The 12322-nt window shown below is 39.1% G+C and carries 14 protein-coding genes; 4 read left to right on the top strand and 10 right to left on the bottom strand.

Translation table 11 applies throughout. The features are described from left to right. Positions 1–81 precede the first annotated feature (81 nt). Positions 82–789, bottom strand: coding sequence for a cytochrome c biogenesis CcdA family protein (locus tag ACZ5AE_RS10335; RefSeq protein ID WP_464571943.1), 708 nt, complete (start codon positions 787–789; stop codon positions 82–84). 254 nt (positions 790–1043) lie between these two features. On the opposite strand from ACZ5AE_RS10335, the gene ACZ5AE_RS10330 reads away from it, so the two are divergent. Further along, positions 1044–1226: a Spo0E family sporulation regulatory protein-aspartic acid phosphatase gene (locus tag ACZ5AE_RS10330; RefSeq protein WP_464571941.1), complete on the top strand. Its 183-nt coding sequence runs from the start codon at positions 1044–1046 to the stop codon at positions 1224–1226. Between the two features lie 53 nt (positions 1227–1279). Here the strand turns inward: ACZ5AE_RS10330 and ACZ5AE_RS10325 are convergent, their stop codons facing one another. From ACZ5AE_RS10325 to ACZ5AE_RS10315, 3 genes are all read right to left on the bottom strand, one after another. Continuing rightward, entirely contained in the window at positions 1280–3073 is a 1794-nt protein-coding gene (locus ACZ5AE_RS10325; RefSeq protein ID WP_464571939.1) for an ABC transporter ATP-binding protein, read from the bottom strand. A 1-nt stretch (position 3074) separates the two neighbouring features. Next, entirely contained in the window at positions 3075–4826 is a 1752-nt protein-coding gene (locus tag ACZ5AE_RS10320) for an ABC transporter transmembrane domain-containing protein (protein ID WP_464571937.1), read from the bottom strand. Between the two features lie 318 nt (positions 4827–5144). Beyond that, positions 5145–5345 (bottom strand): cold-shock protein, encoded by a 201-nt coding sequence (locus ACZ5AE_RS10315; RefSeq protein WP_464571935.1) that lies wholly within the window; start codon positions 5343–5345, stop codon positions 5145–5147. Positions 5346–5915: 570 nt separating this feature from the next. Between ACZ5AE_RS10315 and ACZ5AE_RS10310 the strand changes: the two genes are divergently transcribed. Continuing rightward, positions 5916–6068 carry a hypothetical protein gene (locus ACZ5AE_RS10310; RefSeq protein WP_464571933.1) on the top strand — a complete coding sequence of 51 codons (153 nt, stop codon included), beginning with the start codon at positions 5916–5918 and terminating at the stop codon, positions 6066–6068. A gap of 102 nt (positions 6069–6170) precedes the next feature. Continuing rightward, the gene (locus tag ACZ5AE_RS10305; RefSeq protein ID WP_464571931.1) at positions 6171–6548 is read left to right on the top strand and encodes a DUF898 family protein; all 378 of its coding nucleotides are present in this window, start codon (positions 6171–6173) and stop codon (positions 6546–6548) included. Between the two features lie 578 nt (positions 6549–7126). Here ACZ5AE_RS10305 and ACZ5AE_RS10300 read toward each other — a convergent pair. The 6 genes from ACZ5AE_RS10300 to yneA all read right to left on the bottom strand — a co-directional run bounded on the left by ACZ5AE_RS10300 (position 7127) and on the right by yneA (position 11539). Next, positions 7127–7339, bottom strand: a complete 213-nt coding sequence (locus ACZ5AE_RS10300) for a YneF family protein (RefSeq protein ID WP_213116217.1) — start codon at positions 7337–7339, stop codon at positions 7127–7129. A 79-nt stretch (positions 7340–7418) separates the two neighbouring features. Then, positions 7419–7859: a sporulation inhibitor of replication protein SirA gene (gene sirA / locus ACZ5AE_RS10295; RefSeq protein WP_464571929.1), complete on the bottom strand. Its 441-nt coding sequence runs from the start codon at positions 7857–7859 to the stop codon at positions 7419–7421. Between the two features lie 200 nt (positions 7860–8059). Then, positions 8060–10066: a transketolase gene (gene tkt, locus ACZ5AE_RS10290; RefSeq protein ID WP_464571927.1), complete on the bottom strand. Its 2007-nt coding sequence runs from the start codon at positions 10064–10066 to the stop codon at positions 8060–8062. Between the two features lie 177 nt (positions 10067–10243). Continuing rightward, positions 10244–10474: a DUF896 domain-containing protein gene (locus ACZ5AE_RS10285; protein WP_464571925.1), complete on the bottom strand. Its 231-nt coding sequence runs from the start codon at positions 10472–10474 to the stop codon at positions 10244–10246. A gap of 81 nt (positions 10475–10555) precedes the next feature. Then, entirely contained in the window at positions 10556–11203 is a 648-nt protein-coding gene (locus ACZ5AE_RS10280; protein WP_464571923.1) for a YneB family resolvase-like protein, read from the bottom strand. A gap of 12 nt (positions 11204–11215) precedes the next feature. Next, positions 11216–11539, bottom strand: coding sequence for a cell division suppressor protein YneA (gene yneA, locus ACZ5AE_RS10275; RefSeq protein WP_464571921.1), 324 nt, complete (start codon positions 11537–11539; stop codon positions 11216–11218). Positions 11540–11698: 159 nt separating this feature from the next. Between yneA and lexA the strand changes: the two genes are divergently transcribed. Then, positions 11699–12322 (top strand): transcriptional repressor LexA, encoded by a 624-nt coding sequence (gene lexA / locus ACZ5AE_RS10270; RefSeq protein ID WP_213140668.1) that lies wholly within the window; start codon positions 11699–11701, stop codon positions 12320–12322.

Below are 12322 nucleotides of genomic sequence, written 5' to 3'. Positions count from 1 at the left end.
GGAAAGATTAAATGCACAAGGAAACCTATACAAAAAAAGGAAACCATTTTTAACGTAATCAAAAATGGTTTCATGAAGTCATTAGAATCCTGTAAACCCGCCGAAAAGCGGCGATACGATTTGAATAATTTTTGTCATCCAATCAAAGAAAAGCATAACCCCCATGACAATCATTAAGGAGCCGCCTATTTTCATAATTTTAGCACTGTGTTTCTTGATCCAATTCATCCGGCCGACAAAGAATGATAAAATGAAGAACGGAATCGCAAAGCCAAGCGAATAGGCCGTCATGTATAAAACGCCTGAACCTGGATTGGACGCGGCAAGCAGAATAACCGATGACAGAATCGGACCGGTACAAGGAGTCCATCCTGCTGCGAACGCCATCCCAATTAAAATCGAGCCAATATAACCGGATGGACGGTTTTTAAATTCAAACCGGCGATCCTTCATCAAAAATTCTGGATTTAAAATACCGACAATCACTAAACCGAAGAAAACGATAAATATGGCGCCTAGCTGCCTTATTAAATCCTTGTATTCCTGAAAGAAGCTGCCAACAAATGATGTCCCAAAACCTATGGCAATAAAAATAACGGAAAAACCAATCAGGAAAAATAATGTATGTAAAAGGCTCCGTTTCGACAACATCGCATTTTCGCTTTTTAATTCACCCACTGACATCCCCGTAATATATGACAAGAACGCAGGATAAAGCGGTAAGCAGCATGGAGAAATGAAGCTTAAAAAACCTGCCCCCAGCGCTAAAAATAAATTTACATCTGCCATATTAACACTCCCACTATAGTCGATACCCTTCCATTCTAACAAAACTTTAGGCTAAAAGATAATGATTATCATGAATATTTTGTGTCCATCATTGAGCTAAACAAATATCGAAATTATAGATGGATATTTATTTACAAATTATCTTTGAAATAATTTACAACTTAGGTTATACTAGTAAAATAGTTTCTATTTAATAGTTTAGAAGTCAGACCTTTAAGTAAAATTTTAGGATCTTTCCAGAAAGGATATCAGCCGTGGTTAAACAAGATATTGTTACTTTAATTGAAAAAAAGCGTGCTGAACTTTATAAAGTTGCGACCAAAAACGGCTTAACCTCTTCTATTGCCATTCGTTACAGTCAGGAGCTTGACCACTTAATAAATGAATATAATAGAGCATATATAGATAAAGTCCCATCCTCGTATGTTGCTCAATAAACATACAAATGAAGAAGCCTGGCAGCCCAGGCTTCTTTTATTTGTTAAACCTTCTAGTTGATGACATCCTCTATTTTTTCTACCATCCCGTTTTGCAACAGGAACATTTTATGATAGAGTCCCCTTAGCGCCAAAAGTTCCTGATGGTTCCCCCGCTCTACAATTTCGCCTTGATGCAGAACTAGGATTAAATCGGCATCCTGAATCGTTGATAGACGATGGGCAATTGCGATTGTAGTCCTGCCTTTACGCATTTTTGCCAAGGCCGTCTGGATCGCTTCTTCCGTCTCTGTATCAATATTGGCAGTGGCCTCGTCAAGAACCAAAATTTTCGGATTTGCCGCAATCGTTCTTGCAAATGCAATTAACTGCCGCTGACCACTTGAGAAAGTAGCACCTCGCTCAACCACCTTATGCTGATAGCCATCCTCAAGCTTTTCAATAAACGTATTAGCCTGAACAAACCTTGCAGCCTCTTCAATTTGCTCGTCAATCAAGTCAGTATTATGAAGACGAATATTATCCTTCACCGTTCCGTAAAACAAAAATGGGTCCTGAAGGACTAAGCCAAGCTTCTTGCGTATTTCAACCTTTGAATAGTTGCGGATAGATTCCCCATCGACTAAGATTTCACCACGTTCAAATTCATAAAATCGCATCATCAAATTAATGATGGAGCTTTTCCCGCTTCCCGTATGACCGACTAATGCAACCGTCTCCCCTGGATTAGCGGCAAAGGAAATATCTTTTAAGACATCCCGTTTTCCGTCATAGGAAAAACTCACATTCTTAAATTCTACTTTCCCTTTTTCAATCTGGCTGGCACTTTCCTCCTTTTGGGCTGGTGCCAAGGTGCCTTCATCGAGCAATTTAAATACCCGTGAGCCAGCCACTATCGCCTGCTGATATAATGATAGGCGCATCATCATCTGATTCACCGGTTCAAAGAAACGATCCAGATAATTGATAAATGCGTATATGACACCAATTTTCACACTAGTATCAAAGGAAGTAATCCCAAAGTAACTTAAAACGATAATTAAGGCAAAAATATAAATTAAATCAATAGCAGGCCTTAACAACAAGCCGTCTATTTTTATATTTTTCATCCCCGCCTTATAGTGCTGCTCATTGATTTCACCAAATTCACTGCGAAGGCGTTTTTCCTGGCGAAAGACCTGAATAATCGCCATCCCCTGCAGCGATTCGTTTAATTTCGCATTCAACTGGCTTAACCGCTCTCGCATCTCCAAATAAAAACGCGAACTCATCTTTCGATATAAGGCCATCACAAAAATAAGAATCGGAATGATGATGACACATAGCAAGGCTAGCTTCACATTTAAGATAAACATGGCTGTGAAAATACCAAAAAGCAAAAACCCGCTCTGAATAAAGGTTGCCAGCACCGTGACAAACATGTCTTTAATCGCTTCTGTATCATTGGTAACCCTTGAAACAATGCTCCCTGCCGGTGTTTTATCAAAATAGTTCAATCCCAATCCCTGCACTTTTGAAAAAACATCGATTCTGAGCTGCTGGATGATATATAGGGCAATCTCCTGAAATTTAACCAATTGAAAGAACAAGAGAATCGCTTTCACGATCTGGATTCCCATATACAAGGAGCCAAGCAGCAATAAGGGCTTAAACTCCAGATTCCCTGGTGTCAAATAATCGTCAAGGAAGATTTTGACGAGAATCGGCAGGACTATATCCCCCACTGTTGTTAACAACAGAAGAACGAAGGCAAGCGTAATCGTTTTTTTATGCGGTTTTGTATAGGAAAGGAGACGGAATAAGACGTTTCTTTGTTCGCGTTCTGATAATTGAACTTTTTCTTCCATATTAATGTCCCCCATGCTCAACCAGCTCTTCTAGCTGCTGGTGTAAATACATTTCCTTATACCAGCCGTTATGCTCCATCAATTCCTCATGTGTGCCTCGTTCAATGATTTCTCCGTCTTCTAAAACCAGGATGAGGTTGGCATGCGCAATGGCGCTTAATCGATGGGACGTAATGATGGTTGTCTTCCCTTCACGATTTTCCTTAAGCGCCGAAAGGATCGCTTCCTCCGTTTTAGCATCAACGGCTGATAAGGAATCATCCAGCACCAGCAGTTCTGGATTCATCAGAAGTGCCCGAGCAATCGAAATTCGCTGCTTTTGCCCGCCTGATAACGACACTCCCCGCTCACCGACGATTGTCCTATATCCGTCTGTAAACTGGAGAATGTCTTCATGGATATTCGCTAATTTCGCTGCATATTCGATTTCTTCACGGTCCGCTGACGGATTCGTGAAGGCAATGTTTTCGGCGACTGTAGCAGAGAATAAGAAATGATCCTGCGGTACATAACCTATGGCTTCTCTTAATTTTTCCAGTTTATACTCCTGTAGAGACGCGTCGCCAAACAGGATTATTCCTTGATAGCCTTCAAACTCGCGAATCAAGAGTTTTAATAGTGTTGTTTTTCCGGCGCCGGTTTTTCCAACGATCCCCAAAGTTTCCCCTTTGTTTAATCTAAACTGAATATCTTTAAGAATTGGCTGCAATTCGCCCGGATAGGTAAATTCATGAATTCGATACTCTACATCACCACATGGTACCATTTCTGCTGCTTGTTCTTGGTCGGCAATTTCAACCTTTTCGCCAAGGAGCTTTGCAACACGGTCATAGGAAGCCCGGCCGCGCTCCACAATATTAAAAAGCCATCCAAATGCCAGCATCGGCCAGATTAATAAACCTAAATAAGTAGTAAAAGATATTAATTGACCAATCGTTAACTCGCCATTCAACACATACTTTGCACCGAATACAATGGATAGGAAAAAGGAAATTCCGACGATGATGGAGATTGTTGGATCGTAGAGGGAATCGATTTTGGCGACGACGATATTTTTCTGAACGACATCATCTGATTGTTTTCTGAAATCTTCAATATCCTCTTGTTCCTGACCAAATGTCTTGATGACCTTTATTCCAGTTATACTTTCCTGCGTTTTATCATTTAAGGATGAAAAAGCTTCCTGTGCTTTATGAAAGCTTCTGTGCAGCATGGTCCCAAACCAGCTTGTCAGCACCGCCATAAATGGGAGCGGAATTAAACAAATGAGCGTTAATTTCCAGCTGATTGTAAAGGCCATGGTCAGAATAACAAAACCGCCGGTTGACAAGGAGTCTACTAAAGTCAAAACCCCCGCCCCTGCTGTCTGCTGAATGGCTTGAAGGTCATTGGTAGCATGTGCCATTAAATCTCCAATCCTGCTTTTTTGATAAAAGGCAGGGGACATTTTTGTAAAATGATGATATAAACGATTTCTTAAAATTTTGCTAAGCTTTACTGAGGACCCGAAAATCATGACCCGCCAATAGTATCTTAGGATGTATGTAGCAATGCCGACAGCAGCAAGCACAAAAACCCACTCCGTAAGCAGTCCATTCGTCATCGTCCCTTCATTAATATGGTCAGCAACTATTCCGATGACTTTGGGCGGAACCAGCTGTAGCAAAGCTACCAATAGTAAAATGGAAACCCCTGATATGTAAGCTTTTTTTTCTTGTTTAAAAAACCAGCCCAGCTCTAAAAAAACCTTCATATGACCTCCCCTAAACAGATCAAAATCATGAACCGTTCATTACTGGTAAAAATATTTAGTCTGACGAAGATTTATTTTATCAAATTTTTCTAAAATAAGGAAGATTAAGAAATTAACGCTTTAACGCAATAAAAATAACACTCATGAGTGCACTTATTAACAAATTTCCAAAAAAACTAGGTAATTTCAAGATTATATGATACACTTGGTTTACCATTTGATTTACTGTTTTCATGACCCTATTCATTCTGAGTAGGGTTCTTTTTTTATATATAAAAAAACAGACTCTTTACAGAGCCTGTTTTGCTTTTGGTTTAATTAAGCTTTACGAACGTTAGCTGCTTGAGGTCCGCGTTGTCCTTGCTCAACATCGAAAGTCACTGATTGACCTTCTTCTAAAGTTTTGAAACCTTCGCCTTGGATAGCTGAGAAATGAACGAATACATCGTCTCCACCTTCGCGCTCGATGAATCCGAAACCTTTTTCGCTGTTAAACCATTTTACTTTACCGTTTTCCATTTTTGTTGCCTCCTGGTGTGTCTAAACACACAATGTAATACTATCCTTGCTCTCAGTGATCATCAAGACGAAAAGTTTTCCTTATACTATCCTTTACACCGAACAAAAATAATTCTTTACTAGTGTAACACTCTTCGATAACAAATGCAAGCATCTTTTAAAAAAAAAATAAAAAGCCACCCTTCCAGCTTGTTTCACTATAAATGTAGCGTTAACTATTTTTGATTCTATACCACTGGATACTCGTGTTGTTCCCTGAACTAATCACTTTTAGGGTATCTAAATTAGGGTGGGGAAAGGAAGTTGTATCCTAAAAAGTAAAGGAAAAAGAACATGCCCCCACTCAATTAAGAGAAGGGGCTTTTGTTGTGGGATGGCAACGGGTATACAATGGTTAATTGTAGCGTGTCCTCGATTTAAGAAATTATTCATTCATTTTAGATTTACCATTTTTGGTTTACCCTTCAAAATTCACACACGGTATAATTATCCCATATTTAAATAGTCTTCTTTCAGCTTTATCGAATCTTTCGTACTATAAAGTTGAAAAATATAGGAGAGAAGGTTTTTATGTCAATTGATTGGAATTCTATTTTATCAGAATGTTTTCTAGATTCTATACCGCTACTTTCAAAAGTATTTACTACAGCTTATATTCTATGTATTGGTGCCTTTGGGGTAATTGGGGGGATATTTAAAAATAAAGAAGGGGGCTCCTTTTAGGTCATTTATCGGATTTTTCAATGCAAGTTCACTAGGTTTTTTGAACTAAAAATTAAACATTAATTTGGTTTAAATATAATAAATCAGTAAGAGGAGAATATCATGAGCGAATTTACGGTAAATGAGCAACAAACTTTTGCTGCACAAACAGAGGTAAAGTCATTTTTTGATGGTGGATTGTTGCAATACATTGGATGGTCAATCTTAGGTGGTTTAGTAACAATCATTACTCTTGGGATATGTTACCCTTGGGCAATTACAATGATTTTAGGATGGAAAACAAGACATACTGTCATCAATGGAAGAAGATTAAAATTTACTGGTTCCGCAATTGGTTTATTTGGGAATTGGATAAAATGGTGGGTATTGTGTATTATTACTCTAGGAATTTATAGCTTTTGGTTGTTTATAGCTATGGAGAAGTGGAAAGTAAAACATACCGTGTTTGAGGATGAAGAAGTAATTACCCCCTCTCGATAAGTTAGGGGATTTTTTGCCAAGAATCTAAAAACCGTCAAATGCTTCGGGAGGTTAGTTAATTTTCCCTAGATTTTCTACTAGTCCATTTCTCTAATCACTTTTAGAATATTAGTAATATTTACACTATCTAGTATTTCGGGTTTCGAATATAATTTAATACAACGGTGATCCCCATTACTGATAGTTACTACATGCATTAGACTCCCAAAACCCGGGAGTCTTTTGTATTTTTATAAGCTAATTCCTTATTAATAATGAACTTAATCCTCTCAGCCGTCTGTATTTCGTCATCTGGCGTACTATTTTCACACCTTAGAATTGAACGCTATCAATAAGCTGAAACTCTATCCAGTACCTTTTTATATTGATCTGGGCGTGTCATTTGACCCTTCCTTTTATACTAGTACAAAAAAACCACCCTCCATTGGTTAAGTTTCCAATAGAAAAGTGGTTTTGTGTTGAAATATTGAAGGATTAAGCAATTTTATAAGAATTTATGTTGAAGGATTAAGTAGTTTACTTATCCTATTCTTAAAAATTACTCTCAACCATCTGACAAACCTTGATATATCAACGTGTTACTTGCCAGTTTGCTTATTCATGGCTTGCATCATTTGGTTGATCTTCTTTTGTGAAGGCTTCATACCCATTTGCATCATCATGGTTTTTAGCATTTGCTCATTAATTGGCGGATTTTTCTTTAGATAGCTCATCATATAACGGCGAGCAATGAAAAATCCTAGTGCTACACCAGCGACAAGTGCCAGTATACCAACTAGAACGTACATCATATAATAATTTCCTCCTTCATGTTGTCTACCATACAACAGTGTACTAAATAAAACGAAATTAGACAATATTCGTTTTTAATTAGACATATTTTCTTTCTTTAATCGGCTTCAACCAACCAAACCGTTCATGTTCTAGGTCAATCGCCAAAAAGGAGGATTCACACTTTCTCAGCACTTCAAAAAACGCTGTCTCCGCTTCATAGCTTCCATGTGCCTCCAGAGAGATTAAATCCTGGTAGACTTCCAATTTTGCCCTGCTTATTTTTCCACTAAGATCGATCGTATATGCACCATGGTCCGCTTTATAGCCCTTTATTTTTCCAAGCTGTCTTTGAATCAACTGGTGGATTTTTAATACTTCTATTTTCTTTGATATATAGGCAATTTGTTTTTTTGTTATAAATTGAAGCTCGCCCTGTGCGTGCTGATGTTCTTGGAATAGTTGAAAAAACAACCGCTCTCGTCCGAAGTAATGGGTGGCAAATTCATCTTCTATTAAATAAAGCTGATATTTCCTCATTCCAACCTCTCCTCCGCTGACAATCCTTTTATCTATTATAAAAAATCGCTCAGGAAACATTTGTCTTATCACGGCAAAAACTTTCACTAATTTTGTCGATTTGCAATTTGAGTGCGATATCAGTTATTTATTTCAATAGATGCTGATGGATTTCCACCATAAAAAGAGAGAGCGAAATTTCCGCTCTCCCTCGAATTTGATTATTTTTGTAAAAGTGCTTTCACACGAGCAACAACGTTTGGCACACTAAATCCGAACTCTTCCATGATTTTTTCACCTGGTGCAGATGCCCCAAAATGATCGATGGCTAATACGTCACCTTCATCACCAGCATATTTGTGCCAGCCCAAGGATGCTCCAACTTCCAGAGCAAGACGCTTTTTCACGCTCTTTGGCAGGACAGAGTCTTTGTATTCTTGAGATTGCTGTTCAAAGCGATCCCATGATGGCATGCTGACTACTGAAACCTGGATTCCTTCACCAGCAAGTGCTTTCTGTGCTTCCACAGCAAGGCTTACTTCGGATCCAGATGCTAGCAATAGGGCATCTGGAGTATCTTTACCTGCTGGAGAAACAACATATGCTCCTTTAGAAACTCCATCATATGCGTTTTTATCTGTACCTTTTAGTGTTGGTAAGTCCTGACGAGTTAACACTAAAGCTGTCGGCTTGTTTGTTGATTCAACTGCAAGCTTCCATGCTGCTGCTGTTTCATTGGCATCAGCGGGACGGATTAGAGATAGACCTGGCATTGCGCGTAAGGCCGCAAGCTGTTCGATTGGTTCGTGTGTTGGTCCATCTTCCCCAACTGCGATACTGTCATGTGTAAATACATAAGTGACAGGCAGACCCATTAATGCAGCAAGGCGAATTGCCGGACGAAGATAATCAGAGAATACAAAGAATGTTCCTCCAAAAACTTTAACCCCGCCATGCAGAGCAATACCATTCATTGCAGCACCCATTGCAAATTCACGAACACCGAACCAGATGTTGCGGCCTTCATATGCGCCTGGCATAAAGTCTGTTGTCCCTTTAAGCATTGTTTTGTTAGAACCAGCAAGGTCAGCAGAACCACCAATTAAAATCTGCAGGTTCTTGGCAATGCCATTTAGCGCCTCACCTGAAGAAGCACGTGTTGCAAGCCCCTTACCTTCGCTGTATACAGGTACATCCTTATCCCAGCCTTCAGGAAGTTCATCATTCAATGCTTGTTCAAGCTGGCGTGCTAACTCAGGATATTCATTTTTATATTGAGCAAACATGTCGTTCCACTCTTTTTCTTTTTTCTCACCATTTTCAACGATTAGCTTTTGGAAGTTGTCGTAAACTTCTTGTGGAACATGGAAATCTTCCTCGAAAGTCCACTTATAAGCTTCTTTAGTAAGCTTAAGTTCATTAGCACCAAGTGGTGAGCCGTGAACACCTGATGTACCGGCACGGTTAGGTGAACCATAACCGATTACTGTTCTTACTTCAATCATGGTAGGTCTGTCTAAATCATTTCTTGCTTCTTCAAGTGCTTTAGCAATTTCTTCGAAGTTGTTACCGTCTTCGACACGAAGATACTGCCATCCGTAAGATTGGAAGCGCTCCTTCACACTTTCAGAGAAAGATTTATTCAAATCTCCATCTAAGGAAATATCATTTGAATCATACAATACGACCAAACGGCCTAACTTTAAGTGGCCGGCAAGTGAGGCAGCCTCAGCAGATACGCCTTCCATTAAGTCGCCGTCTCCACAAATGCTGTATGTAAAGTGATTCACAAGTTCATATTTGTCTCTGTTATAAACGCTAGCAACATGTCGTTCTGCCATAGCCATTCCCACGGCCATTGCAATACCTTGACCAAGCGGACCAGTTGTTGCTTCTACTCCCTCGGTATGGCCATATTCAGGATGTCCTGGAGTTTTGCTTCCCCATTGACGGAATTGCTTTAAATCATCCATGGATAGATTATAGCCGGATAAATGAAGCATGCTGTAAAGCAAAGCAGATCCATGTCCTGCAGACAATACGAAGCGGTCACGGTTAAACCAATGTGGATTTTTTGGGTTGTGGTTCATAAATCTTGTCCATAATGTATAGGTCATTGGAGCAGCACCCATCGGCATTCCAGGGTGTCCAGAGTTTGCTTTCTCGATAGCATCAATTGAAAGCGTACGAATCGTGGTGACAGATAAATCATCAATTGTGTTAAACATCTTTTACAACCTTCCTTCTTCGGAAAATACAAACAACTTTAATATTATAGTGCTGTGGATTTTTATTCAACAAATTACTACAGAATTTAAAGCAAAATTCACTTTTATATATATTTTGACACATGTAAGCGTTGTATATGTAAAAAGGAATACAAATAACTTGTATTCCCAGATGCATCAATGAAGATTATTTTTCTTTCTGCTTTTTATTTTTTCAGGTGTTACGTCATTTCCAAGTGGATCTATTATTTTTGTATTTGTCAGAGTATCCAGCATTTGCGAGCGAAAAGCAGCTAAATATTCACTTCTAAGTGATGACTGCTCTTTTGCTTCCTTTTCCGTTAAACCTGCCGCTTTCTTTTTCCTTGCCAATTCATTGATTCTGGCCATTTTTTCCTTGGATAGCATTCAAGACATTCCTTTCAAAAAAACTGCTAACATTAAGAAAAGATTGTACTAAAAAACAATCAACCTGGCAAGGATGAAGGTTTATCCCTCCTGTTCTTCAATGAATTCCTGGTATCTTCTATGTACAGTGGCTTTCGAAATATTATAGCCAAAGCCTCTTAATGTTGCTGCAATTTCCGAAAAAGTCAGACCATTTTTTCTCAGCCTTACAATTTCCTGAACAGGAACTTCAATTTTATCCCGGCCCGAATGTTCGCCAAGATTTTTTAAATTTTTTTCAGGCTTGTAGCCTTGTTCAACAGCCCGCTTCATGCCGCGTTTTATTTTTACATTATGGAGCTTGCGCTGGTACTCTTCCACCATGCTGACGATCTTTAACACCATTGAATCCGATTCGGAAAGCTGTAATTCGCCATTATGCGAAATGCTGTATAATTTAATTCCTTCTTTTAAAATGCAATGCAGAATGGCAATCTTGGCATTCCCCCTGCCCAGCCTTGTTTCATCCTGGATCAGAACTGCCTCAACTTGCTTATCTTTAATGAGCTCTAGAAGCTGCAGGATACCATCTCTCTCGAAATCATATCCACTCGCCTGCTCTTTTATAATTGAAACGATATGAAATTGGTATCGGTTTGCGAGCTGGACAAGCTCGTCTTCCTGGCGTCTTAATGATGTTTCCTGAGTTTCCTTTTCCGTGCTTACTCGACAGTAGATGATTGCGTTCATTTTAGCTCCTTCCTATTTCTCTAATGCACTTGCTAACTCCCTTTCTGCGGGAGCTTCCTTACTTACTGGAATTAAAATTTCTTCACCTGGAAAGATTTCTTCCCCAACATCCTGATTATGTTTTTTCACCCAGTTGACGAAATCCTTGTTTGATAACGAATGCTCGCCTGCATACTTTTGGGAAATTTCCCATAGTGTGTCACCGTCTGCTACAGTTACTTTTATATATTTATCCTGCTTTGCCGGGCTTTGTTGAAATGCTAATACAAATGCTAATGAACAGCTTAATAATAGAAGAATAATAGCGTATGAGTATTGGTTCCATATTTTTCTCATTATAAAACACCCCTTATTAGAATGTATGTTCGTTTTATTTGATTTGATTATAATCCGAACATTTGTTTGTTGTCAAGCTTTATTCGAACTTATGTTTGTATAAATTATGCGAACATGTTATAATAAAGACAACATTAACCAGGCGAGGTGTAATTTATCATGGTAAAAGTATCAAAGCGGCAGCAGGATATCCTGGATTTCATAAAAGGAGAAGTGAAAACAAAGGGTTATCCGCCATCTGTTCGGGAAATTGGCGAAGCAGTCGGACTGGCATCGAGTTCTACTGTACATGGGCATTTAGCCAGATTAGAAAGCAAAGGTTTAATTAGACGAGATCCAACAAAACCAAGGGCTATCGAAATCCTGGAAGCGGATGAAGCTGCTCATATCCCTCGAAACCATGTTGTAAATGTCCCAGTTGTCGGTAAAGTTACTGCCGGACTGCCGATTACGGCCATTGAAAATGTTGAGGAATATTTTCCTCTCCCTGAAAGGCTTGCTCCTTCCAGCGAGAATGTCTTTATGCTTGAAATCATGGGAGAAAGTATGATTGAAGCAGGGATTCTTGACGGAGATTACGTTATTGTAAAGCAGCAGCCATCTGCTAACAACGGAGATATCGTTGTTGCAATGACCGAAGAAGACGAGGCTACCTGTAAGAGATTCTTCAAGGAGAAAGACTACATCCGCCTGCAGCCGGAAAACTCTACGATGGATCCAATCATTTTAAACAATGTTACCATTTTGGGGAAAGTAATTGGGGTTTATCGACAGATTCATTAG

It is taken from the genome of Neobacillus sp. S1227, assembly GCF_055385255.1.
Note: the sequence above shows the minus strand (reverse complement) of the source record. Positions and strands in the feature narration are given on the sequence as shown.